Here is a 23806-nt window from a genome sequence, read left to right as displayed (position 1 = left end):
TGAGCAAGTTTTCAAGAGATCATGAAGGATCATTCGATATGACGTCCAAACTCGAACAACTTCGCGCCATCACCACGGTTGTTGCCGACACCGGCGATATCGAGGCGGTTGCGCGCCTGAAGCCGGTGGATTGCACCACCAATCCCACCATCGTTCTGAAAGCACTCGGCACGCCGGCCTTTGCGGATGCGGTGAAGGAAGCCGTCGCATGGGGCAAGAAGCAGGGCGGCCAGTCCGACGCCGTTGTTGCCGCCGTTGCCGATCGTCTGGCCATTTCTGTCGGCGCGGCGCTTGCCGGCCTCGTTCCGGGGCGCGTTTCGACCGAAGTTGATGCCGACCTTTCCTTCGATACGGAAGCCTCGATTGCCAAGGCGCGCCACATCATCGCGGCCTACAAGGAGCGCGGCATCGAGCGTGAACGCATCCTCATCAAGCTTGCCTCCACCTGGGAAGGCATCAAGGCTGCCGAAGTGCTGCAGTCCGAAGGCATCGACTGCAACCTGACGCTCCTGTTCTCGCAGGCCCAGGCGATTGCCTGCGCCGAAGCCAAGGTCTTCCTCATCTCGCCCTTCGTTGGCCGTATCCTTGACTGGTACAAGAAGTCGACCGGCGAGAACTACACCGCCGAGACCGATCCGGGCGTCGTCTCGGTGCGCAGCATTTACAACTACTACAAGGCCAATGGCATCAGCACCGTCGTCATGGGCGCGTCCTTCCGCAATGTCGGCGAAATCGAAGCGCTGGCCGGTTGCGACCGCCTGACGATCAGCCCGGCGCTGCTGGAAGAGCTGGACAAGGATACCGGCAAGCTGGAGCGCAAGCTTTCGACTGACAACGTCAAGGCAGAGCCGCTGCAGTCGCTCGACGAGAAGGCATTCCGCTGGGCCATGAACGAAGACGCGATGGCAACCGAGAAGCTTTCGGAAGGCATCCGCCTGTTCGCAAAGGATCTTGTGACGTTGCGTGAGATGGTCCGCAAGGAACTGACGCTGGCTGCGGCGTGACACATAAAGGGGGAACCATCCACGTTCCCCCGACGTTTGAGAGATATAATCTCCAGTCACTCAAAACGCGATCGGGTCCCTGCCGGTCGCGTTTTTTTTGTGCGTTTCAGGAATTTCCGTTCCCTGTCGCCACTTCGGAAATCCGCTTTGCCGCCTCGCGGATCAGCACTTCGCAGGCCTCGCGTGTCGGCGCCTTGCCGCCAAGCGGCGTGATATAGGGGCAGGTGATGACGGCGAGCGCCGTGCCATCGAGCGTCAGTACCGGCGCGGAAATATTGCGCACGCCGGCTGTCTGAAGGCTGTCCATGGATTCGAAACCGTTTTTGCGCACCCCCGCCAGCCGCTCGGCGAGGGAGGGCGGCACGGTTTCGCCGCTGCCGCGCACCTGCTCGGTTATCATGATCTCACGCTGCGCCTCGGTCTGGAAGGCCAAGAGCACATGGCCGGAGCCGGTGTGGAACAGGCTCATCTGCGCGCCGACCCGCATGGACATGGCCCAATAGGTGGCGGATTCCTGCTGGGCGATGACGACGACGCTACCGCGGTCATAAACGGCCAGATGACAGGCCTGCTCCGCGCTGGCCGAAAAATCGCGCATGACAGGTGCGGCAAAAGAGACGAGCCGGCGTATCGGTGCATGGAAATGCGCCAGCCCGAACATCTTCAGCGTCAGCGAAAACCGGTCGCCGTCAAGCCGCTGCACGTAGCCGCGGCGCACCAGCCGGTCCAGCATGCGGTAAAGCTCGTTCGGGCTTTTACCGATAGACTTGGCGATCTCGATCTGCGTCAGCCCGCCATCGGTGCGGGCCAGAAGCTCGAGAATGTCGAGACCCTTGTCGAGGGCGGGAGCGCGATATCTTTCGCTGTCGTCGTCGGTCATCTGGCCTCGATGTGTTTTCTATGAGTGCCCGGTGGAGGCGCCATAAAATATGGTTGCCCGATACCCGACATCCGCGCAAGTTTGCTTGACGCCATATGAATACCGCGTTTACATATGAATTGTCGATCCATATTTGAGATCATCGAAATTCAGCGGTCCGATCCCCGAAGGGCGGGCGCGCCTTAGCGGGAGGCTATTCATGGTGCAGGATTTTAACGGCCGGACAGTGGTGATCACCGCCGCCGGTCAGGGTATCGGCCGGGCGACGGCGGAGCGGTTCATCTCGCTCGGCGCGCGCGTCATCGCCACTGATATCAACGAGCAGGCGCTTTCCACCCTCAAGGGCGCGGAAACCCGCGTTCTGAACGTGCTTGATGGCGATGGCGTGAAGGATTTCGCCGCCGATATCGGCCATGCGGATGTGCTATTCAACTGCGCCGGCTTCGTTCATTCCGGCACCATTCTGGACTGTGAAGAGAAGGACTGGGACTTCTCCTTCGATCTCAACGCCAAGGCCATGTATCGCACCTGCCGCGCCTTCCTGCCCGGCATGCTGGAAAAGGGCAAGGGCGCGATCGTCAACATGTCCTCGGTTGCATCAAGCGTGAAGGGCGTGCCGAACCGTTTCGCCTATACCGCCTCGAAAGCTGCCGTGGTGGGCCTGACAAAGGCGATTGCCGCTGACTTCGTCACCAAGGGCATCCGCTGCAACGCCATCTGCCCCGGCACGGTCGACAGCCCGTCCTTGCATGACCGCCTGCGCGCCACCGGCAATTACGAACAGGCTCTGGCCGATTTCATCGCCCGCCAGCCGATGGGCCGTATCGCCACACCGGAAGAAATCGCGGCACTCGTCACCTATCTTGCTTCTGATGAGGCAGGCTTCACCACCGGCCAGATCCATGTGATCGATGGCGGCTGGACTGGCTGAATTCCGTTACGGGAGAGAGGAGAGGCGACCGGCGTAAAACCCGGTCGCCTTTTTTCATTCAGACGACGGCGCTTCCGGCCATCAGTGCAAGCACGAGGAAGACCAGGAAGATCACCACGGCGATGAAGAACAGGATACGGGCCACGCCCGCCGCGGCTGCCGAAATGCCGGTAAAGCCGAACACGCCTGCGATCAAAGAAATGACAAAGAAAATAAGAGCCCACTTCAGCATGGTGCTTCCCCTTTTGCATAATTTTCCCGAGCCCGCCGCCCCGCGACTGGCTCAGTAAAATGACGCGCAAAAGGGGAAAATGTTCCACACGCCCGCAAAAATCGTTGTTTTAGAAGCCTGTTTCCCCCGCCGCGTCGATCCGCCGGGCCTTCCAGGTGGTGCGGATGAAGGTGGCAACGAAAGCAAGGCTCATGAACATGACGATGGTGGGGGCAGGCGCACTGTCGATCAGAAAGCTCAGCCATATGCCCGAAAGCGATGAGGCGACCGCCACCGCCATGGCCACCAGCAGCATGCCGGAAAAGCGCCGGGTCAGCAGGAAGGCGATAGCGCCCGGCGCCACCAGCATGGCGACCGAGAGGATGATGCCCACCGCCTTCAGCGCGCCAACCACGGTCAGCGACAGAACCATCAGCAGGCCGTAATGCAGGATACGCACCGGCAGGCCGATGGCTTTGGCGTGCTGCGCATCGAAGGCGTTGACCAACAGGTCCTTGCGCAGGATACCGAGAAACAGCGTGGCGAAAAGCGCGATCAGGCCCGTCTCCAGCATGTCTGAGGGCGCAATGCCGAGCATGTCGCCGAAGAGGATGTGATCGAGATGCACGTCGCTCTGCACCTTCACATAAAGCACCAGCCCCAGCCCGAACATGCCGGAAAAGACGATGCCGAGCACCGTGTCTTCCTTGATGCGGCTGTTTTCCTTGATGAAACCGGTGCCGAGCGCACAGATCATGCCGGCGATGAACGCGCCGATGGACAGCGGGATGCCGACAATATAGGCCACCACCACGCCGGGCAGCACCGCATGGGAAACCGCATCGCCCATCAGCGACCAGCCCTTCAGCACCAGAAAACAGGAGAGCATCGCCATCGGCACCGCGATCATCAGGGTGATCACGAAGGCATATTGCATGAAGGGCAGCTGAAACGGCAGGATGGCGAGTTCGAGATATTCGCTCATGGCGTTTCCTCCAGCGCCCTACGGGCCTTGGCCCTGGAAGCGAGAAGCCCGTGTTTGGGCGCAAAAACGAAGGCCGCAAGAAAGATCGCCGTCTGCAGCACGACGATGACGCCACCAGTTGCGCCATCGAGGAAGTAGCTTAGATAGGCACCCACGAAGCTGGTAGCCGCGCCGATGATGAGGCTCATCAGGATCAGCCGCTCGAAACGGTCGGTCAAGAGATAGGCGGTGGCGCCCGGCGTTACCACCATGGCAACGACGAGGAAGGCTCCAACCGTCTGAAGCGCGGCGACCGTGGAGGCGGCCAGCAGGGTGAAGAAGATCACCTTCAGCACTTCCGGTTTCAGCCCCACGGTGCGGGCGTGGTTCTCATCGAAGAACACCACCATGAAGTCACGCCATTTCAGCGCCAGCACGATGAGGCTGATACCGCCGATCAGCGCCAGCTGGATCGTGTCTTTGGTGGTGATCGCGAGAATATTGCCGAGCACGATGGTCTGGATATTCACCGAGGTGGGCGAGAGCGACACCATGAACAGCCCGAGCCCAAAAAACGAGGTGAAGATCAGCCCGATGATCGCGTCTTCTTTCAGCCGCGTCTTCTGGTTCAGGAACAGCATGGAGCCGGCCGCAAGCCCGCCGGAAAGGAACGCACCGAGCGAAAAGGGCAGGCCCAGCATATAGGCGCCCGCAACGCCGGGAACGATGGCATGGGAAAGAGCATCGCCGATCAGCGACCAGCCCTTCAGCATCAGATAGGCCGAGAGAGAACCGCAGACGCCGCCTACCAGTGCGCTGACCCAGATGGCGTTCAGCATATAACCATAGGTGAAGGGCTCAAGAAGGCTGTTTATCATCGACTTTTTCTTTCGGAGCCTCAGGATCGTGCCCGTTCTGGCCGTTCTTGCCGTAGATCACAAAGGGCCGCTCATCATCGGTAATGACCTTCACCCGCCGCGGATCGGCGTCGTTATGCAGCTCGGCCCCGCCAAGCACGAAGTGGCGAAGGCTGCCGCCAAAGGCCTTTTGCAGGTTCTCCTCGTTGAAGGTATCCGCCGTCTTGCCCGATGCCAGAACCGTGCCCTTGACGAAGACGGCGCGGTCACAGAATTCCGGCACGCTGCCGAGATTATGGGTGGAGACCAGCATGACCCGGCCCTCGTCGCGCAGCGCCTTCAGAAGCGTGACGATCTGCTCTTCCGTTGTCACATCGACACCGGTGAAAGGCTCGTCCAGCAGGATCACCTGCCCCTCCTGCGCCAGCGCGCGGGCCAGAAACACCCGCTTCTTCTGCCCGCCCGAGAGCTCACCGATCTGGCGCTTGCGATAATCGAGCATGTTGACGCGTTTCAGCGCCTCTTCCACCATCTGGTGGTCGCGTTTCGAGGGGATGCGCAGGAAATTCATATGGCCATAACGGCCCATCATCACCACATCCTCCACCAGCACCGGAAAACTCCAGTCCACCTCCTCGGCCTGCGGTACGTAGGCGACGAGGTTTTTCCTGAGCGCTTCCTTCACCGGCAGGTCGAAGATCGAGACGGAACCGGCGGCCAAAGGCACGAAACCCATGATCGCCTTGAAAATCGTGGACTTGCCGGCGCCATTGACGCCGACAAGTGCAGTGATCGTTCCGCGGGGGATGGAAAAGCTGGCATTTCTTAATGCGGTGTGGCCGTTTCGATAGGTCACTGTCGCATTTTGAACCGTCAGGCCGCCGCCTGATTTTTTACTGCCCATTCTCATGAAGACAGCCCCTTGGCGATGGTTTCGCTCGTCACGCGCAGGAGGTCGAGATAGGTCGGAACCGGACCATCGGCTTCGCTCAGCGAATCCACATAAAGAATGCCGCCATAGGCCGCACCGGTTTCCTTGGCCACCTGCTGGGCGGGATCGGCGGAAACCGTGCTTTCGCTGAAGATGACGTTGATATTGTGCTCGCGCATGGCGTCGATCACCCCGCGAACCTGATGCGGTGTGCCCTGGCTGTCGGCATTGACCGGCCACAGGAACAGTTCCTTCAGGCCGAAATCACGGGCGAGATAAGAAAAAGCGCCTTCGCTCGTTACCAACCAGCGCTTGTTTTCAGGCAGGACGGAAAGCGTGTCGCGGATCGGCTGCACGGTGGCCTTGATCTTGTCCGAATAGGCCTTGGCATTGGCGGCATAGACATCCGCTTGGGCGGGGTCGATATCCGTCAGTCCCTTGCGGATATTCTCCACGTAGATCAAGGCGTTATCGGGCGACATCCAGGCGTGCGGATTGGGCTTTCCCTGGTATGCCCCGCCGCTGATGGCCATGGGTTTCACGCCCTCGCTCACCGTCACGCTCGGCACGCCGGAAAGGTTGGCCAGGAACTTTTCGAACCACAATTCCAGGCTGAGGCCGTTGCGAAGCACCAGATCGGCCTTGCGGGCTTTGAGAATATCGCGCGGCGTCGGCTGATAATTGTGAATTTCCGCACCCGGCTTGGTAATGCTTTCCACCTCGGCCGCATCGCCCGCCACGTTGCGCGCCATATCCGCGATGATGGTGAAGGTCGTCACGACAACAGGTTTTTCCTGGGCAAGGGCCGCACCGGGGAGAAAAAGCGAGAAGGCGAAAACTGCATGCCGGATTTTTTGAAAGTTCACGGGGCTCACCAGATTTTGTTGCGATTAATTCGCAATACCATCTGTTATAAAATCACCCTTGTCAACGCTATTGCAAATCATTCGCAAATTAGTGGATTTCAAGAATGTCTGAAAATGGTGCGTTTTTGCCGGTACCGCGCCGGTGGGGTTAAACTTTTTTCAATGAGAAAGCGGCACTATCGCAGGGCTCGGACAGCGTGGTCCGTAGCTTGTCCCGCGTGTGTTCCTCATCCATCGAGCCACGTTTTGGGGTGAGGGCGTAAGACGGGGTACTTGATGTCAGGATGTTGCGGGTGAAAGCTGTATTCGGACGAATGCGGTTTTCGCGCAAGCTCGTTATGATCGGAGGGGGGATCCTGCTTTTGGCGGGTGCGACCGGTTCTGCTGCCGTGTTCATCGGCAGCGATCGGCTGCTTGGTCCATCCTACGCTTCCACCAACGGGCTTTCCTGCGACGCGGTCCAGACAGTCAACATTCGCAAGAACGGTTCTTTATGGGTCCGCAAATTCATTCGTACCCAGGGCGGTGATGGTACCGAGCGGCTGAAGACCGCGCTTCGCGTCGCCAGGGCGGTTTACGACAAGCAGAAACCCGATCTGGTTCAGGTCTCCGTGCTCGACAAGAACGGTCCGCAGCTGCGCTCGGAAATGCGCGGCCGCGCCATTGCCGCACAGGTGGTTTTCATTCCGGACCTCGCCAAAATCCCTGAGGGTGCGGAGGCGCGGCGCTATTCGGCCTTTTATTACGATGGCGCGGCAAATGGCACCGGGCAATTTTATGGGCTGCGCATAGATCTGCCGCTGGAAGATACCGAAGCGCTGGCAGCAAGCCTCAGCGATTCAGCCGATTGTGCAACCCCGGCTCTGGATGCAGGCTCCGAAGGCCACGACGCAAAACCCGCAAAGGGCGCGACGGGGCACGGCGAAACCAAGGATGATGGCGCAGGCGGCCACGGTGGCACGCCGGCGGAAACCAAGGAAGGCGGGGCCGGTGCGGAAGCGCATGGCGAAACCCCGTCTCCCGAAGCGCATGGCGAACCTGCCGCCGATGAACTTCTGACCTCGACACCGGAAGCCGATGGCGGCAGCATCTTCAGCCTGTCCTACCTGAAATCGCTGATTTTCGGAAAAGGCTCAACGACCGCACAGGCGGCGGAAGAGAAGCCGGCGACCGAAAATGCGCCTGCGGAAGAACCGGGTGCGGAGAAAAAGGCCGCAAGCCACTAAGCGGGCGAGGGCGGTTCTCGGAGAAACCTTCCGGCGACCTTGCCCCGGTGCGTCAGATATCGGGTCCGATCCGCAGACGGCCAGCCGGATTTGGAAATTTCTTGCGCTTGTTGACGATTGCCGGAGAGAAACTCTGCGACAGGGCGGCAAAGGCGGCAATTCGGGCGATCAGCTTTTCCCGTTCACCCTTCGTCACGGCTTCGTAGCTTTTGATCTCGTCAATGTAACCCGTCAGCCATTCTTCATATTTGCCTTCGCTCCACAGGCGCCCAGTCGCAAACACCGCGTCTTCCAACCGGTCATAGGCAACAAGCGTCCGTCGCCAGCGATGCTCGTCGAAATCCAGTGCGCCATTTGCAAAAAGCGACCCGACCTCGAGGCCGTAGCTCATCAGTTTTGCCGAGCGTTCCGGCGGCATGGTGAGGTTTAGCCCGCCTTCCTCCTCATTGAGGAAAACGCGGGCGATGCGCTCCCTTTGGCCGGGCATGGTGGCAAGGGATTGGTCCTGCCAGTCTTTCGCCGAACTGAGGATGCTGCCCAGGAAGCCGCTCATTTTTTCCATCTTGTGAACGGGCACGCCTATCCCTTCGCCGGCCGCCTGCGGGATAGTGACGCGCTTCTTGCTGCCGGCGATGGATTTCGGCAATTCATCAAGGCTGAGGGCGAAAGTCGGACGCGACGGAAGCAGGGCATCGAAAAGATGAATGGGAAAGTTGCTGCTGATGCCGCCATCGGAGAACCAGATTTTCGCCTTCATGACGGGCCGTGCGTCGCCGCTGATACGTCGTACTATATCCAGCGTGCCGCGATCATTGGTATAGGCCGGAATGGCCTTGAACAGGACCGGGAAACTCAGGCTCATGCGTGTTGCGATGATGACGGGCAGCTGGGCGGGCTCCGGAAAAGCCTTGAGTTCGGGAAAGGGGCCGCCCGGTGTTGCGATCTGCTTCAGCCAGTCCATCACGCCAGCGGGAAACAACTGGCTCCATTCCTTCGGGTCGTAAGCCACCATGAGATTCGTGGTCGGAAGTGTGTGCGGCCGCCGCATCGACAGGTTCGTCGTGACCATCTTCAGGTTTATGACCGGCTTCTCCGGCTCCGCGCCAATGAGGTCGCCGAAGGTCAGCGGCGGCGCTGTCGCAGCGTCGCTGCCGAAAGCGATGTCCTGGATCGAGGCATGCAGCCATTCCGTCAGGCCCGGAACCTCCCGATCGGAAACCGTCAGTCCTGAACAGAAGCCGAAGCCGTCCTTCGGCAACCGATGAAAAACCAGCCACAGGATCTGGCCAAGGACGCCGGCCAGCATGCCCACCAACCCGCCGAGAATGGACCCGGCGCAACCGCCACCCAGAGTCCACAAGATACCGGCGCCGATGACAATGCCTGTTATGGCTGCCAGCGGAAAAGCCATGGGCAAGCCCAAAACCTTGCCCGGCCAGCCACCGGCCTGCGCCCACAGCAGATAGCGCATCAGGGGGCGAAAACGGCGCTCCGGCTGGAAAAGCCTGTCCAGAATAGTGGGTATCGTGTCGCAATGGGCCTGCAGGCGGGTGAACCCATCGGGGTCTTTCCTGACGGTGCGGGAATATTCCGCCGCAGCCGCGAAAGCGGCGGCAATCGCCCCGGCCGATGTGCCGCCAATCGAGCGGAAACGGTATCGGCGCGCCAGTTCCAGAACCGCATAGGGATAAACGACACCGGAAGTGATGCCGCCTTTCATCACCACGTCGCATTCCTTTTCAGGGGTTGCGAACATATCGGGCTGGTATCTGGGAAGCTCATTCTCGGGCATGCGTATTTCCCCCCGGCGGCCCTTGATCGAAAGCCGTCAAACACAATGCGAATGATGCGGAATGGGTATCACAAGTTGAGGCGATATCGCCAGTATATTCTACTAAAAGTTATATGAATTTATTCGATCCGCTCACACAGATGGCCGAATAGTTACTTGCCGTGTCTATGTAGGGAGAGGAAAACCGGCAGCAAACGGGGCGAAACCTCGCCACACACTCCGGCGTCATCCTCGGGCCTGACCCGAGGATCTGCAACGGATTGACTTTATTGGACGTGATTAGGTCCTCGGCACAGGCCCGAGGATGACGTCGAGAAAATACGTCCCCTTCGCCACCAGCGAGACAATCGGGGAGCGGCAGGCGGCCGCGAGGCCGCCCCCGGGTTTCGTCCGATCAGTCCGCCTTGTTACGGCGGGCCGGGAAGAGGATGACGTCTCGGATCGAGGGCGCGTTGGTGAGCAGCATGATCAGGCGATCGACGCCGATACCGAGGCCGCCGGCGGGCGGCATGCCCTGGTCGATGGCGTCGAGGAATTCGTCGTCCAGCTGCTTGTCCTTTTCGCCGCGGGCATGGGCCTGCTCCAGCTGCTCAACCATGCGGCGGCGTTGCTCTTCCGGATCGTTGAGTTCGGAGAAGGCGTTGCCCACTTCCCAGGCGTTGCAATAGCTCTCAAAACGCTCGACGAGGCGCGGTTCGCCCGGCACTTCCTTGGCGAAGGGCGAGATGTCCTTCGGGAAATGCGTGACGTGGCTCGGCTGGATCAGCGTGCCTTCCACCTTCTCTTCAAAGATGAAGGCAAGGCATTCGCCCCAGGTCCAGTCCTTCTCGACGGCAAAACCGGCGGCCTTGGCGGCAGCGCGGGCTTCTTCGTCGGTCTTTATGGCGAGGAAGTCGATACCGGTCGCTTCCTTCACCGCGTCAGGCATAGGCACGCGCTTGAACGGGCCCTTGAAGGAGATTGTCTGGCCCTGGAATTCCACCTCGGTCGTGCCGTGCAGGGCAATCGCCAGCGTCTCGAACAGCCGCTCCACGAGACCCATGATGTCTTCGTAGTCGGCATAGGCCCAATAGCACTCCATCATGGTGAATTCAGGATTGTGTCGGGTCGAAACGCCTTCGTTGCGGAAGTTGCGGTTGATTTCGAAGACCTTGTCGGAAAGGCCTGATACCAGCGTGCGCTTCAGGAACAGCTCCGGTGCGATGCGCAGATACATGTCCATCTTCAGCGTGTTGTGGAAGGTCTTGAACGGATCGGCTGTCGCACCGCCATAGACGGTCTGCAGCATCGGCGTTTCCACTTCGAGGAAGCCTTCGTCCTCCATGAAACGGCGCATGCCGGACAGGATCTTCGAGCGCTGCAGGAAGCGCAGCTTGGATTCCTCATTGGCGAGAATATCGAGATGGCGCTTGCGGTAACGCAGCTCGATATCAGAAACGCCATGCCACTTCTCCGGCATCGGCAGAAGCGACTTGGTCAGCATGGTGATTTCTTCGGCGTTGATCGTCAGTTCGCCGCGCTTGGTGCGGCGCACCTTGCCGGTCACGCCGATGATGTCGCCGATGTCGATCATTGGCAGAAGATTGCGCGCCGTTTCCGGCGTCGTATCCTTGTGGCTGAAGATCTGCACCTTGCCCGAGGCATCATGGATATCCATGAACATGCCGGAATTGCGCGAGGAATAAACGCGGCCCGCCACCGTCACCGTGTCGCCGGTTTCGACGTCGGCTTCGATATCGGCATATTTTTCCGCCAGCTCCGCATTGGTCAGCGTGCGGTGGAAATGCGCCGGATAAACGTCGCCGATCTGCTCGCGCAGCAGCGCAAGTTTCTGGCGGCGCACTTCTGTCGCGTCGGAGGAAAGGGCGGTGGTTTCGGTCTTGGTGTCGGTCATTGTTCTTCGCCTTTAGCGGGCTTTGCTTGTTGCGGTTACCCATCCCACTCTGGGTTTACCCCCTCTGTCCTGCCGGACCTCTCCCCCTCAAGGGGGCAGATCGACAAGCGGCGGACACCTTGCCCATGGAACGGGCGGGTGCGCCATCTGATCTCCCCCCTTGAGGGGGAGATGCCCGGCAGGGCAGAGGGGGGTGCCCCGAGCAGAGGGGTATATTTCAGAATGCTGTCGTTACCGGCAGCATTAAACTATCAGCTTCCGCTGCCAACCATCGTGGCCACGACAGCAATCGCCATCTTCAGCCGCTGGCGCACCACTGAGCGGCCGAGCAGCGCCATGCTATCGAACAGCGGCAGCGAGCGCGAGGAACCGGACACGGCAACGAAGAGCGGCGGCGTGACGATGCGCAGCTTCTTGCCGGTGCGTTCGGCAATGTCGCGCAGCTCGGCCTCGATCGCTTCCACGTTCCAATCAGGCATTTTTTCAAGGTCGGTGGCAACCGTGGTGAGGATCTCGTGGATTTCCTCCGGTTTGCTTTTGAGACCGGCAAACGACGCGGGCGTGAGGCCAACGTCGCTTGAAAGCAGGAAGCCTGCAAGGTTCGGCAATTCGCCGAGCTTGGAAATGCGGCTCTGCGCAAGCTTCAGGCCTTCGGTCAGGCGTGCATTCTCCATCGCCCATTCCAGCGTGCGGGCAATGAATTCTTCCGGTGTGAGCTTCTCGCGCAGCCAGCGGCCGTTCAGCCAGTCCAGCTTCTGGATATCGAAGATGGCGCCGGCCTTGGACAACGCTTCCGGGTCGAACTTCGCCGCCAGTTCTTCCATGGTCAAAAGCTCTTCGCCTTCAGCGATCTGGATGAAGAACAGACCGAGGAAGTTCATCAGCGCTTCCGGCAGGTAACCGAGAGCGGAATAATAGGAGATCGAGGTCGGGTTCTTGCGCTTGGAGAGCTTCGACTTGTCGGCGTTGCGCATCAGCGAAAGATGCATGAACACCGGCTGCTCCCAGCCGAAATAACGGTAAAGCAGAATGTGCTTGGGCACGGAAGCCAACCACTCCTCGCCGCGCGCCACATGGGTAATCTTCATCAGATGGTCGTCGATGACGTTCGCCATATGATAGGTCGGCATGCCGTCGGCCTTGATCAGCACCTGCATGTCGACCGAGTCCCACGGAATCGAGACATCGCCGTAAACGCCGTCATGGAAATCGCACGAACCTTCGGTCGGGATCTTCATGCGCACGACGTTGGCTTCGCCGGCGGCAACGCGGGCGGTCACTTCCTCGGCCTTCAGGTGGAGGCAAAGGCCGTCATATTTCGGCGGCTTGCCGGCCGCGCGCTGGGCCTCGCGCATCTGCTCCAGCCGCTCGGGCGTGCAGAAACAGCGGAAGGCATGGCCCTTTTCGAGCAGCTCTTCGGCATAGGGCCAGTACATGGCTTTGCGCTCGGACTGGCGATAAGGGCCATAGGGGCCGCCGACATCGGGACCTTCCGACCAGGTGAGGCCGGTCCAGCGCAGCGCCTCGAGCACCTTCTGCTCATATTCCAGCGTCGAGCGGGTGGCGTCGGTGTCCTCGATGCGCAGGATGAACTCGCCGCCATGTTTCTTGGCGAAGAGATAGTTGAACAGCGCGATATAGGCGGTGCCGACATGGGGCTCGCCGGTGGGGGGAGGGGCAATGCGGACGCGAACGCCGGGAGGGGGCATGAAATTCACTCGTCGGGACGTGGCAGGGACATGGGGGCGAATTGGCCCTTATATCACGGAGTTTTCGTTTGAATGCGGCAGGAAATCATGCGGAAAGGCGCGTGTCACGCGCGCTTTTGCACATTCCCGTTCGGCATCGGCTTAGGCCATATTATGCCGCAGGCGTCAAGGAAATAAGGATATTTACCGTCTTGCCTCAACGCATTGCTGCGATGCAAGGATGCCGCGCTTTTTCCCCGAAAAGTTTCAGGAAACCGGCCACACGTAAAGCAGCATCGGAATGCTGGCGATGACGATCATGATCGACAGCGGCAGGCCGAGGCGCGGGTAGTCGCTGAAGCGGTAACCGCCGGGGCCCATCACCAGCGTGTTGCACTGGTGGCCGATGGGGGTGAGAAAATCGCAGCCCGCGCCGATCGCCACCGCCATCAGGAAGGCTTCCGGCCTGAAGCCGAGTGTGGTGGCGAAACCGGCGGCGATGGGGGCCATGACCAGCACGGTTGCGGCATTGTTGAGAAAGGGCGTGACCGCCATGGCGGTGAGCAGGATCATGCCGAGCGCCGCAAAGGGCGGCAATCCCTGCGCGGCATGGCCGAGCCAGGCGGCGATCAGTTCGCTCGCCCCGCTGGTGCGCAGACTGTCGCTGACGGGAATGAGGGCGGCGAGCATGACGAGGATCGGCCCGTCGATGGATTTATAGACCTCTGTGAGCGGGATCGCGCCGACGAGGATCATCAGGAAGGCGGCGGCGAAGAATGCGACCGAGACCGGCACCAGTCCGCTGCCGGCGGCGATCATGGCGGCGGCGAGCACGATGACGGGTAGCAGCGCGCGGCGCTGCACCCCAAGCAGGATTTCCCGCTGCGCCAGTGGCAAGAGCGAAAATTCCTGCAGGACCTGCGGCAGGTTCTTGCGGCTGCCCTGCAAAAGAATGACGTCCCCCGCCTGCAAAGTCAGCTCGGAGAGCCGCTGGCTGACGCGCTGGCCGCGGCGGTTGACGGCGATCAGATTGACGCCGCGCGTATAGGAGAGCGAAAGCTCGCGCGCCGAAATGCCGCTCAGCACCGATTCATTGCTGATGACCGCTTCCATGGAAATGAGATCGACGGTCTTCTGGCCGTTCTCCATCAGCGGCTTGCCTGACAGCAGCAGCTTTGCTTGCGAGACGATGCGGTCAAGCCCTTCCGGGCTACCTTCGAGAAGCACGGTGTCCCCGGCCTTGAGCTTCACATCGGGGAAGGGGGAGATGCGTCTCGGCCCGCGCAGGATGGTGCTGGCGATGACGTCGCCATCGGCCTGTTTGAGCAATTCGCGCAGCGGCTTGTCCGCATAGGTGCTGTCGGTGGGCAGCGTCGCTTCGGCGGTATAGGCCGACTGGTCGAGAATATCCTCCACCGATGCCTGCTGGCGGTTGCGGACCGGCAGAAGGCGATAACCGAAAGTCAGGAAGATGATGCCGATGACTGTCAGTCCCGCGCCGACGGGGGTGAAGTCGAACATCGAAAAGCTCTGCCCGGTCATCTCCTCGCGCAGCCGCGAGACGACGATGTTGGGCGAGGTGCCGATCTGCGTCATCAGCCCGCCCAGAAGTGCGGCAAAGGCCATGGGCATCAGATAATAGGAAACGGGGCTGCCGGATTTGCGGGCAAACTGGAAAGCGACCGGCATCATGATGGCGAGCGCGCCGATATTCTTGATGAAGGCCGACATGACGGCGACGACGATCATCAGGAAGGCAAGCTGCAGGCTCTTGGAGTGCATTTCGGGAAAATATTTCTTGATCGTCATATCCACGATGCCGGAGCGCGCCACGGCCGAACTGACGATCAGCGCGCTGCCGACGATGATGACGATATCATCCGAAAAACCGGAGAAAGCCTTCTCGAAAGGCACAACCCCCACCGCCACCGCCACCAGCAATGCGCTGCAGGCGACGACATCGTAACGCAGCCTGTCCCAGATGAACGCGACCATCATGCCGGCGATCACGGTGAAGGCGAGGATCTGGTCGGTTGTCATGCTGCCTGTTTGCTTTCGAAGGAGAAAAACGCGCCGTCGCCAGGCGTAAGGCGAGGATGCATTGAAACGCAAGCCGCGGCTTTGAGGTTCCGGACGGAAATAAAGAGTCCGATTGGTGGAAGCCTGCTTCGCGCAGAAGGCTTTGGATGGCCGCCTATCGGCCTAAAGCTTTCCGTCATCCTCGGCCTTGAGCCGAGGATGACGTGGAGTATGAGGAGCGGTCCTTCCTCAATCCGAGACCCGTTTGCAAACGGGCCTCGGAAAATCAGGAAACGTTACGGCAACATCAATGCACGTCGCCGGCGGCCTCCGCCTTCTTTCGACGCCGCGCATTGCGGGCCAGCATGTTGAGCAGTTCCACCAGCGCCGAAAACGCCATGGCGGCATAAACGTAGCCCTTCGGAACATGGAAGCCCATGCCTTCGGCAATCAGTGTCGTGCCGATCATCATCAGGAAGGCGAGGGCCAGCATGACGATGGTGGGGTTGCGCTCGATGAAGTTGGCAAGCGGCGTTGCGGCCAAAAGCATGACGGTGACGGCGACGATGACAGCGACGATCATGATCGGCAGATGCGGTGTCATGCCAACGGCGGTGATGATGCTGTCCACCGAGAAGACGAGGTCGAGCAGCAGGATCTGGCCGATGGCGGCGCCGAAATTCATGCCCACAGGGCCGCCGACCATGTCTTCCTTGTGGTCTTCCGGGTCGACATTGTGGTGGATTTCCTTGGTGGCCTTCCACATCAGGAAAAGACCGCCGGCGATGAGGATCATGTCCTTCCATGAGAAGGCGTGGCCGAAGAGCTCGAAGACCGGCGTGGTGAGTTGCACGATCCACGCGACGGTGCCGAGCAGGCCAAGCCGCATGACGAGCGCAAGACCGATGCCGATCTTGCGGGCTTTTTCGCGCTGTTCAGGCGGCAGCTTGTTGGTGAGGATCGAGATGAAGATCAGGTTGTCGATACCAAGCACGACCTCCATGACGATCAGGGTGACGAGCGCCACCCAGGCGGCGGGGTCGGACAGAAGAGGGAGAACGGACTCCATCAGGGAATTTTTCCTTTCAGCAACAAGGCCACCCGAAACATTCGGTGGGTGGAATTTATAGCGCAATACGCGAGAAACAAGGAGACCGCCCCTGTGATGGGCAAGATTTCATCGAAATTTCGCGCAAACCGCGTATCGGGCGCTGTCTCGTTGCCGGTCCGGTCGCCCGTTGCTGAATGATTTCAGGCCTTGTCAGTTCCGTAGGCAGCCATGAACACATTGACGGCGCTGCCGATTATCCGGTCCAGTTCCTCTTCGGGAACCGGGCCTTCGAGTTCCCCGAACAGGCGCAGCTTGAAGAAAGTGCCTGTGGAAAGCTCGATATATTGCCGGGCGGCCAACTCGGGGTCATCCACCTTCAGATGGCCGATCTTGACCTGATGCTCGATGAAATCCAGGAGCACCGTGCGCACATTGTTCGGCGCGGAGAGGAAAAAACGCTGCGCCAGCTTCGGCATGCGATCTATGACGCCGATCACCGAGCGCATGGCGGGGATCATGTCGGAACAGATCATCTTGTTGGCAAAAGCCTTGCCGAACTGTTCCAGCCCCTCGCGTACCTCTTCGGTGCCCTCAAGAATATGGCGCATGGAGGTGGCGAATTCGTTGCGGTGATGGTCGACGAGCGCAACGAACAAATCTTCCTTGTTGGAGAAGTAGACATAGATCGTGCCCTTGGAAACGCCCGCTTCCCGGGTGATGTCGTTCATGCTGGCGGCGTCGAAGCCCTTGCGCTTGAACACGCGCCAGGCGCCGGCCAGAATCTGGTCGCGTTTGGCCGGGTCTTCGCCCGCCGCAAAACGCCCGGCGGGGTTTCCCGGACAGCCCGTATCGGTTTCCGTCTCCATATCCATGTCTTCACCTGCCATCACTGCCGCCTCTTAGCATCGTAATGACGTAAAAAAAACTGACCGAACGTCGAACCAATCGGTTCGATAACGCTTGATATGTGTCAGGAAAGGGATTATGTCAATCGAACCGAACGGTTCAGTTCGAAAAACTTTCTTCAATTTATCACGGTACATTCTCATGTCGGCCCAGAAGAATAGCGCGGTTCGCGCCGTCAACGATGCGGAAGAGGCGGATATCTCTGCCAAGGCCGAGACCTCTCCCGCAAAGCCGGCCGAGGCCGCGCCGCAGCAGCCGGCCCAGACCGTTGCAGCGCCGAAGGCCAAGAAGCGTTCACCGCTTCTGCCGGTCTTCGCCCTTGCCATTCTCGCCGGCGCCGGCTGGTATGGTTACAACTGGTGGGTCGACGGCCGCTTCATGGTGTCGACGGATGACGCCTATATCGAAGGTGATATCGCCGTCATAGCGCCGAAGGTTTCGGGTTACGTCGCCAAGGTGAACGTGGTCGAGAACCAGGAAGTCAAGGCGGGTGACCCGCTGGTGACGCTTGATGATGGCGATTATCGCATCGCTCTGGAACAGGCCGAAGCCCAGATCCGCACCGAGGAACTGTCGCTGAAGCGTATCGACGCGCAGATCATCGGCGGCGAAGCCGCGCAGGAACAGGCCGTTGCCCAGAAGGGTGCGCTGGATGCCGCCCTTCGCGGCGCGGAAATCACCCAGAAGCGCGCCAGCGAGCTGCAGGCGAAGGATGTCGGCACGGTTGCCGCTTCCGACAGCGCCCAGGTCGCGCTCGATCAGGCCAGGGCGAATGTCGTGGCGGGCGAAGCGGCGATTGCGTCGGCCAAGGCCAATGTCGAGCTTCTGCGCGCCCAGCGCGAGGAAGCCGAAAGCACCATCCGTTCGCTGCAGCTTTCCAAGGACAAGGCTGCCCGCGATCTGGCCTTCACGGTTCTGAAGGCGCCTTATGACGGCGTCATCGGCAATCTGGGTGTGCAGAACGGTGATCTGGTGTCGGTCGGCAAGCGTCTGGCTTCGCTAGTGCCGATGAACGAGCTTTATATCGACGCCAATTTCAAGGAAACGCAGCTTGCCCGCGTCGTGCCCGGTTCGAAGGTGCGCGTGCATGTCGACGCCTTTGACGATGCGACGATCGAAGGCACGGTGCAGTCGATTTCGCCCGGTTCGGGCTCGGTCTTCTCCATGCTGCCGCCGGAAAATGCGACGGGTAACTTCACCAAGGTCATCCAGCGCGTGCCTGTTCGTATCGTCTTCTCCAAGGAAGACCTTGAAAAGCACAATCTCCGCGCCGGCCTCAGCGTCGTTGTCGATGTCGATACCCGCACTGCGCCGGAAACCACCAGAACGGCGCAAGTCAACCCGGAAGCCAAGTAAGGCGCGTCTTTGACGCACCGTTGAGGGCAAGATCATGGCGGCTACGGCTGTCGGTACGGGCGGGGCCGCCATCCCCGCCGATCCCCCGATGGACAGGCGCAGGCCCATCGCGTTCTTCGCGATGGTCTTCGGCATGTTCATGTCCATTCTCGACATTCAGATCGTTTCCGCCTCGCTGGCGGAAATCCAGGCCGGCCTCGGCGCCGGCTCGGACGAGATCGCCTGGGTGCAGACCTCCTATCTGATCGCCGAAGTGATCATGATCCCGCTTTCGGGCACGCTGGCGCGCATTCTCTCCACGCGCGTGCTCTTCGCCCCCTGCGCGGCGGGCTTCACGATTTCGAGCGCGCTCTGCGCCACCGCCACCAATATCGACCAGATGATCGTCTATCGCGCGATCCAGGGCTTTATCGGCGGCGGCATGATCCCGTCCGTCTTTGCTGCCGCCTTCACGATCTTCCCGCCATCGAAACGTTCGGTCGTCTCGCCGATCATCGGTCTGGTCGCGACGCTTGCACCCACAATCGGTCCGACGGTCGGCGGTTATCTTTCCAATGCCTTTTCCTGGCACTGGCTGTTCCTCGTCAACATCATTCCCGGCATCATCGTCACCATCCTGACCTGGAGCCTCATTGATTTCGACAAGCCGGAGCACTCGCTCTGGAAGAAGTTCGACTGGTGGGGGTTAATCTCCATGGCGGTCTTCCTCGGCTCGCTGGAATATGTGCTGGAAGAGGGCAATAACAAGGACTGGTTCAACGACGAGCATATCGTTTTGGGCTCCGTCGCCATGGTCATCGGCGCGGTGGTCTTCTTCTGGCGTGCCTTCAAGGTGGAATTCCCGGTGGTTGACATCCGCGCCTTTGCGGACCGCAACTTCTCCATCGGCTCGCTTTTCTCCTTCGTCATGGGCATCGGGCTTTACGGCCTGACCTATCTCTACCCGCTCTATCTTGGCCGGGTGAGGGGTTACGATGCGCTGATGATCGGCGAGACCATGTTCGTCTCAGGTCTTGCGATGTTCTTCACCGCGCCGATTGCCGGCAAGGTTTCGACCAAGCTCGATCCGCGGGCGATGATGGCGATCGGTTTCATCAGCTTCGGCTGCGGCACCTGGATAATGACGCATGTGACGACCGACTGGGACTTCTACGAGCTGCTGATCCCGCAGATCCTGCGCGGTTTCGGCCTGATGATGTGCATGGTGCCGATCAACAACATCGCGCTCGGCACCTTGCCGCCGGCCCGTATCCGCAACGCGTCCGGCCTGTTCAACCTCACCCGTAACCTCGGCGGCGCCGTCGGTCTTGCCGTCATCAACACCATGCTGTCGCAGCGCACCGACGACCATTATGTGCGGCTGGCCGAACATATCAGCTACTCCAACCCGCAGGCGCTGGAATGGCTGAACAATGTCGGCGCCAACTATGATTCTTACGGGCTGGACGGCGCTTCCGTCGCCGTCAAGAAAATGGTCGGCATGGTCTCGCAGCAGGCCTGGATTTTGGCCTTTGCCGATGTGTTCTTCGCACTGACGATTTTGTTCTCCAGCCTGATCTTCATGACCGTGCTGATCCAGAAACCCAAGGCCGCGCCGCCGCCAGACGCGGCGCACTGATAACAATCCCCTCCCATCCACCGCAGAGCTGGGGCCGTCGGAAATGACGGCCCCTTTTTTATCTCCGACCAAAATCCCGATTCCGCCTGTTGATCGCAGCGGGCAAGCGATGTATATCAAATATTGAGGTACGTACCTCAAAAATGCGCAGGGTGAGCGAAAACGGGGCCGGGAGGACGGCTGACCCGGATTTTGGCCGGCTGGGCGGGGCAGTTCAGAGGGGGAGATCATGATGGCCTTGGAACTCAATCCAGACTTTGCAATCACGGATGAGCAGTCGCTTCGCGGGCTGTTCGAGCCGACACATGCCCTGGCGGTACAGAAGTGTCAGGACAGGCTCGGCGAACATGCGCAGGAGTTCATAAGGCGGTCGCCGTTTCTCTGCATCGGCACCCAGAATCTCGAAGGAAAGGCCGATGTCAGCCCCCGGGGCGATCCGGCGGGCTTTGTAAAGGTTCTCGACGGCCGCACCCTGGCGATCCCTGACCGGCCGGGTAATAATCGCCTTGATACCCTCAGCAATATCATCGCCAATCCTGTTATCGGGCTGTTGTTCATCGTGCCCGGTTTCGACGACACCCTGCGGGTGAACGGGCGCGCGACACTGAGCAATGACCCTGAACTCCTGAAGCTCATGAGCATTGCGGAACGCACTCCAAAACTCGCCATCGTCGTAAAGGTGGACGAGGTTTTCATGCATTGCGCCAAGGCGTTCAGGCGCTCCCACCTGTGGGATCCGGCACATTTCCAGGTCCGGTCGGAAATGCCCTCGCTTATCAAGATCATTCTTGATGAGACGACAGGTGCGCCGACGAACGGGGATGAGATGCAGAAGATGGACGAGCAGCTGGAGGAGGACTACCGGCGGACCCTTTATTAGCCGCAGCGCATGCCGCTCTTGATATTCCGCAGCCATTTGATGAATTGTGAGGTACGTACATCATTTTTCGATTTACGACGGCTGCAAAGCTGGATATGCAAGGGGGAGGGAGGAGCCATGAAGCCTACAGTTCACGATATCGCCGAGCGCGCGGGCGTCAGTCTCGCCACCATCGACCGGGTGCTGAACATGCGCCCCGGTGTGCATGCTGCAACGCGGGCACGGGTGGAAGCGGCCATTGCCGAGCTGGGTTATGTGCGCGATATCGCGGCCGCCAACCTAGCCAAGGGCCGCAATTACTCGATGATCTTCATCCTGCCCGGCAATGACAATTCCTTCATGGCGACCCTGCGCGCCGAGGTGCGGGCTGCCGCCAGCCGTTCCCATCTGGAGCGCACGGCCATCCGTGTCATCGAGGTGCCGCCGTTTAATGCCGCTGCGTTGACGGAAGCTCTGGAAGTTGCGCGCCGGGAAAAACCCTCGGGCGTCGCCTTCGTCGCCACCGATTCCGAGGATGTGGCCGAAGCCGCCGACCGACTGGCGGAAGACGGCATCGCCACGGTGACGCTGGTGTCCGATCTCTCCGGTTCGCGGCGCGATCATTATGCCGGTGTGGACAACGTCGCGGCCGGGCGCACGGCGGCCAGCCTGATGGGACGTTTCCTCTCCGGACGCGGCGGCGATGTCGCTGTTGTTGCCGGCTCCATGCTGGTGCGCGACCACCGCGAGCGTCTGGAAGGATTTCGCGCCGTGATCGAATCCGAATTTCCCCAGCTGCGGCTGTTGCCGGTGCTGGAGGGCAGGGACGATCCGCTGACCGTCGAGACGCTGGTGCGCGAGGCGCTCGGCAACGCCTCACTGTCAGGCATCTACAGTCTCGGTGCGGGTAATCGCGGCCTCATCCGGGCGCTTGGGGCCGCAGATGACGAAAGAGTGCTTTCGGTCATCGCCCATGAACTGACGGAAAACACCGCCAATGCGCTGCGGGAAGGGCTGCTTGATGCCGTGCTCAACCAGGATGCCGGCCACGAGGTGCGCAGCGCCATCCGCGTGTTGAAGGCGCGTGCCGATGGCCTGCCCGTCATCGCCGCGCAGGAACGGATCCGTATCGACATATTTCTCAGGGACAATCTGCCCTGACGAGAGGATTTCCAGGAAAAGTGGCCGCCGGTTTTCCGTCCGGAAATGCGGCGACTTTTAAAAAACGCTGAAAGCGGCGCATGGCGCGCCGGAATGGAGAAATACATGTATCTCGGTCTCGATCTTGGCACTTCAGGCGTCAAAGCCCTGCTGATGGACGGCGATCAGAAAATCATCGGTTCGGCCAACGGCTCGCTGGACGTCTCGCGCCCGCATCATGGCTGGTCCGAACAGGACCCGGTGGACTGGATTGCTGCCACGAAAACAGCCGTTGCCGGCCTGAAGCAGAAGTTTGCGAAAGAGCTTGGCGCCGTCAAGGGCATAGGCCTTTCCGGCCAGATGCATGGCGCAACGCTTGTTGATGCTGATGGCAAGGTGCTGCGCCCCTGCATCCTGTGGAACGACACGCGTTCTCACGCCGAGGCCGCCGCGCTGGATGCCGATCCGCGTTTCCGCAAGATCACCGGCAACATCGTTTTCCCCGGCTTCACCGCGCCGAAGCTTGCCTGGGTGGCGAAGAACGAACCCGATATCTTCGCGAAAGTCGCCAAGGTATTGCTGCCGAAGGATTATCTGCGTCTGTGGCTGACCGGCGAATACATCTCGGAAATGTCCGACTCCGCCGGCACCTCCTGGCTCGATACCGGCGCGCGCAAATGGTCTTCCGAACTGCTCGCCGCCACCGGGCTGGATGAAAAGCACATGCCTTCGCTGGTGGAGGGCACGGATGAGGCGGGTGTGCTGCGCGCCGAACTTGTTTCCGAATGGGGCATTTCCGGCCGTGCCGTCGTCGCCGGCGGGGCGGGCGACAATGCCGCTTCCGCCTGCGGCATGGGCACGGTGAAGGAAGGCCATGCCTTCGTGTCGCTCGGCACGTCAGGTGTGCTTTTCGCCGCCAATGCGTCCTATCTGCCGAAGCCTGAAAGCGCCGTGCACGCCTTCTGCCACGCGCTGCCCAACACCTGGCACCAGATGGGCGTCATCCTTTCCGCGACGGATGCGCTGAACTGGTATTCGCGCCTCACCGGGCAATCCGCCGCCGATCTGACCGGTGAGCTGGGCGAAACGCTTCTTGCGCCGACCGGCGTTACCTTCGCGCCTTATCTTTCCGGCGAGCGCACACCGCATAACGACGCCGCCATCCGCGGTTCCTTCATCGGCCTTTCGCATGAAAGCGATCGCAAGGCGCTGACGCAGGCCGTGCTGGAAGGCGTCACCTTCGCGATCAGGGACAATCTTGAAGCGCTGAAATCGGCCGGCACCTCGATTTCCCGCGTCACCGCCATCGGCGGCGGCTCGCGCTCGGCCTATTGGCTGGCCTCGATCGCCACGTCGCTCGGCGTGCCCGTCGATATTCCGGCCGAGGGCGATTTCGGCGCGGCCTTCGGCGCCGCCCGGCTTGGTCTGATTGCAGCGACGGGGGCCGATCCGGTTGCCGTTTGCTCGCAGCCGGAGACGGCACGGACGATCGAGCCGGTGGCCGATCTGGCCGGTGCCTATGAGGAGGCTTACCGGCGGTATCACGCGCTTTATCCGGCTATTCGGCCGCTTTCGCATTGAGACGCACCCTCCAACACATCCCGAACAACACC

The 23806-nt window shown here is 60.5% G+C and carries 20 protein-coding genes; 8 read left to right on the top strand and 12 right to left on the bottom strand.

Going from position 1 to position 23806, the window contains the following annotated elements; all coding sequences use genetic code 11:
- Positions 1–38 precede the first annotated feature (38 nt).
- Positions 39–1004 carry a transaldolase gene (tal, locus tag ASB65_RS15550; protein ID WP_060724562.1) on the top strand — a complete coding sequence of 322 codons (966 nt, stop codon included), beginning with the start codon at positions 39–41 and terminating at the stop codon, positions 1002–1004.
- Positions 1005–1110: 106 nt separating this feature from the next.
- Here tal and ASB65_RS15545 read toward each other — a convergent pair whose 3' ends face one another.
- The gene (locus ASB65_RS15545; RefSeq protein WP_060724561.1) at positions 1111–1884 is read right to left on the bottom strand and encodes an IclR family transcriptional regulator; all 774 of its coding nucleotides are present in this window, start codon (positions 1882–1884) and stop codon (positions 1111–1113) included.
- A gap of 199 nt (positions 1885–2083) precedes the next feature.
- Here ASB65_RS15545 and ASB65_RS15540 point away from each other — a divergent pair, with 199 nt between their 5' ends.
- Positions 2084–2815, top strand: a complete 732-nt coding sequence (locus tag ASB65_RS15540) for an SDR family oxidoreductase (protein WP_003499083.1) — start codon at positions 2084–2086, stop codon at positions 2813–2815.
- 58 nt (positions 2816–2873) lie between these two features.
- On the opposite strand, the gene ASB65_RS27415 is transcribed toward ASB65_RS15540, so the two are convergent.
- From ASB65_RS27415 to ASB65_RS15520, 5 genes are all read right to left on the bottom strand, one after another.
- Positions 2874–3047: a DUF1328 domain-containing protein gene (locus tag ASB65_RS27415; RefSeq protein WP_003499086.1), complete on the bottom strand. Its 174-nt coding sequence runs from the start codon at positions 3045–3047 to the stop codon at positions 2874–2876.
- Between the two features lie 109 nt (positions 3048–3156).
- Complete coding sequence (locus tag ASB65_RS15535) at positions 3157–4011, bottom strand: metal ABC transporter permease (protein WP_060724560.1); 855 nt, start codon at positions 4009–4011, stop codon at positions 3157–3159.
- Positions 4008–4868: a metal ABC transporter permease gene (locus tag ASB65_RS15530; protein WP_060724559.1), complete on the bottom strand. Its 861-nt coding sequence runs from the start codon at positions 4866–4868 to the stop codon at positions 4008–4010. The genes ASB65_RS15535 and ASB65_RS15530 overlap by 4 nt, the downstream gene beginning before the upstream one ends.
- Complete coding sequence (locus ASB65_RS15525) at positions 4849–5757, bottom strand: manganese/iron ABC transporter ATP-binding protein (protein ID WP_060724558.1); 909 nt, start codon at positions 5755–5757, stop codon at positions 4849–4851. Before ASB65_RS15525 ends, ASB65_RS15530 begins: the two co-directional genes overlap by 20 nt.
- The gene (locus ASB65_RS15520) at positions 5754–6644 is read right to left on the bottom strand and encodes a metal ABC transporter substrate-binding protein (RefSeq protein WP_060724557.1); all 891 of its coding nucleotides are present in this window, start codon (positions 6642–6644) and stop codon (positions 5754–5756) included. Before ASB65_RS15520 ends, ASB65_RS15525 begins: the two co-directional genes overlap by 4 nt.
- A gap of 314 nt (positions 6645–6958) precedes the next feature.
- On the opposite strand from ASB65_RS15520, the gene ASB65_RS15515 reads away from it, so the two are divergent.
- A complete protein-coding gene (locus tag ASB65_RS15515) occupies positions 6959–7870 on the top strand; it encodes a hypothetical protein (protein ID WP_060724556.1) in 912 nt (303 codons plus the stop codon).
- Positions 7871–7922: 52 nt separating this feature from the next.
- Here ASB65_RS15515 and ASB65_RS15510 read toward each other — a convergent pair whose 3' ends face one another.
- The 6 genes from ASB65_RS15510 to ASB65_RS15485 form a co-directional block, all read right to left on the bottom strand.
- A complete protein-coding gene (locus ASB65_RS15510) occupies positions 7923–9626 on the bottom strand; it encodes a patatin-like phospholipase family protein (protein ID WP_415800720.1) in 1704 nt (567 codons plus the stop codon).
- A 430-nt stretch (positions 9627–10056) separates the two neighbouring features.
- Complete coding sequence (gene lysS, locus ASB65_RS15505; protein WP_060724554.1) at positions 10057–11556, bottom strand: lysine--tRNA ligase; 1500 nt, start codon at positions 11554–11556, stop codon at positions 10057–10059.
- 251 nt (positions 11557–11807) lie between these two features.
- Entirely contained in the window at positions 11808–13265 is a 1458-nt protein-coding gene (gene gltX / locus ASB65_RS15500; protein ID WP_060724553.1) for a glutamate--tRNA ligase, read from the bottom strand.
- A 246-nt stretch (positions 13266–13511) separates the two neighbouring features.
- Positions 13512–15284 (bottom strand): SLC13 family permease, encoded by a 1773-nt coding sequence (locus ASB65_RS15495; protein ID WP_060724552.1) that lies wholly within the window; start codon positions 15282–15284, stop codon positions 13512–13514.
- A gap of 286 nt (positions 15285–15570) precedes the next feature.
- Positions 15571–16332 carry a TerC family protein gene (locus ASB65_RS15490; protein WP_020812092.1) on the bottom strand — a complete coding sequence of 254 codons (762 nt, stop codon included), beginning with the start codon at positions 16330–16332 and terminating at the stop codon, positions 15571–15573.
- A gap of 182 nt (positions 16333–16514) precedes the next feature.
- On the bottom strand, positions 16515–17201 hold the full coding sequence (locus ASB65_RS15485) for a TetR/AcrR family transcriptional regulator (RefSeq protein ID WP_060724551.1): 687 nt from the start codon (positions 17199–17201) through the stop codon (positions 16515–16517).
- A gap of 160 nt (positions 17202–17361) precedes the next feature.
- On the opposite strand from ASB65_RS15485, the gene ASB65_RS15480 reads away from it, so the two are divergent.
- The 5 genes from ASB65_RS15480 (at position 17362) to xylB (ending at position 23774) form a co-directional block, all read left to right on the top strand.
- Entirely contained in the window at positions 17362–18576 is a 1215-nt protein-coding gene (locus ASB65_RS15480; protein WP_031234268.1) for an HlyD family secretion protein, read from the top strand.
- 34 nt (positions 18577–18610) lie between these two features.
- The gene (locus ASB65_RS15475) at positions 18611–20194 is read left to right on the top strand and encodes a DHA2 family efflux MFS transporter permease subunit (protein WP_060724550.1); all 1584 of its coding nucleotides are present in this window, start codon (positions 18611–18613) and stop codon (positions 20192–20194) included.
- A 229-nt stretch (positions 20195–20423) separates the two neighbouring features.
- Entirely contained in the window at positions 20424–21074 is a 651-nt protein-coding gene (locus ASB65_RS15470) for a pyridoxamine 5'-phosphate oxidase family protein (RefSeq protein ID WP_060724549.1), read from the top strand.
- A gap of 117 nt (positions 21075–21191) precedes the next feature.
- Positions 21192–22214: a LacI family DNA-binding transcriptional regulator gene (locus ASB65_RS15465; RefSeq protein WP_060724548.1), complete on the top strand. Its 1023-nt coding sequence runs from the start codon at positions 21192–21194 to the stop codon at positions 22212–22214.
- Between the two features lie 105 nt (positions 22215–22319).
- Complete coding sequence (xylB, locus tag ASB65_RS15460) at positions 22320–23774, top strand: xylulokinase (RefSeq protein ID WP_060724547.1); 1455 nt, start codon at positions 22320–22322, stop codon at positions 23772–23774.
- Positions 23775–23806 lie beyond the last annotated feature (32 nt).

It is taken from the genome of Agrobacterium tumefaciens str. B6 (assembly GCF_001541315.1).
GTDB classification, from domain to species: Bacteria; Pseudomonadota; Alphaproteobacteria; order Rhizobiales; family Rhizobiaceae; genus Agrobacterium; species Agrobacterium radiobacter.
Note: the sequence above shows the minus strand (reverse complement) of the source record. Positions and strands in the feature narration are given on the sequence as shown.

Bases quoted from the DNA above. Each gene is read 5' to 3' on its own strand.
- ASB65_RS15475 (WP_060724550.1), top strand. From the start codon at position 18,611: ATGGCGGCTACGGCTGTCGGTACGGGCGGGGCCGCCATCCCCGCCGAT.
- ASB65_RS15490 (WP_020812092.1), bottom strand. From the start codon at position 16,332: ATGGAGTCCGTTCTCCCTCTTCTGTCCGACCCCGCCGCCTGGGTGGCG.
- ASB65_RS15545 (WP_060724561.1), bottom strand. From the start codon at position 1,884: ATGACCGACGACGACAGCGAAAGATATCGCGCTCCCGCCCTCGACAAG.
- xylB (WP_060724547.1), top strand. From the start codon at position 22,320: ATGTATCTCGGTCTCGATCTTGGCACTTCAGGCGTCAAAGCCCTGCTG.
- ASB65_RS15530 (WP_060724559.1), bottom strand. From the start codon at position 4,868: ATGATAAACAGCCTTCTTGAGCCCTTCACCTATGGTTATATGCTGAAC.
- ASB65_RS15535 (WP_060724560.1), bottom strand. From the start codon at position 4,011: ATGAGCGAATATCTCGAACTCGCCATCCTGCCGTTTCAGCTGCCCTTC.
- ASB65_RS15485 (WP_060724551.1), bottom strand. From the start codon at position 17,201: ATGGCAGGTGAAGACATGGATATGGAGACGGAAACCGATACGGGCTGT.
- ASB65_RS15510 (WP_415800720.1), bottom strand. From the start codon at position 9,626: ATGTTCGCAACCCCTGAAAAGGAATGCGACGTGGTGATGAAAGGCGGC.
- lysS (WP_060724554.1), bottom strand. From the start codon at position 11,556: ATGACCGACACCAAGACCGAAACCACCGCCCTTTCCTCCGACGCGACA.
- ASB65_RS15465 (WP_060724548.1), top strand. From the start codon at position 21,192: ATGAAGCCTACAGTTCACGATATCGCCGAGCGCGCGGGCGTCAGTCTC.
- tal (WP_060724562.1), top strand. From the start codon at position 39: ATGACGTCCAAACTCGAACAACTTCGCGCCATCACCACGGTTGTTGCC.
- ASB65_RS15495 (WP_060724552.1), bottom strand. From the start codon at position 15,284: ATGACAACCGACCAGATCCTCGCCTTCACCGTGATCGCCGGCATGATG.
- gltX (WP_060724553.1), bottom strand. From the start codon at position 13,265: ATGCCCCCTCCCGGCGTTCGCGTCCGCATTGCCCCTCCCCCCACCGGC.
- ASB65_RS15480 (WP_031234268.1), top strand. From the start codon at position 17,362: ATGTCGGCCCAGAAGAATAGCGCGGTTCGCGCCGTCAACGATGCGGAA.
- ASB65_RS27415 (WP_003499086.1), bottom strand. From the start codon at position 3,047: ATGCTGAAGTGGGCTCTTATTTTCTTTGTCATTTCTTTGATCGCAGGC.
- ASB65_RS15540 (WP_003499083.1), top strand. From the start codon at position 2,084: ATGGTGCAGGATTTTAACGGCCGGACAGTGGTGATCACCGCCGCCGGT.
- ASB65_RS15470 (WP_060724549.1), top strand. From the start codon at position 20,424: ATGATGGCCTTGGAACTCAATCCAGACTTTGCAATCACGGATGAGCAG.
- ASB65_RS15525 (WP_060724558.1), bottom strand. From the start codon at position 5,757: ATGAGAATGGGCAGTAAAAAATCAGGCGGCGGCCTGACGGTTCAAAAT.
- ASB65_RS15515 (WP_060724556.1), top strand. From the start codon at position 6,959: ATGCGGTTTTCGCGCAAGCTCGTTATGATCGGAGGGGGGATCCTGCTT.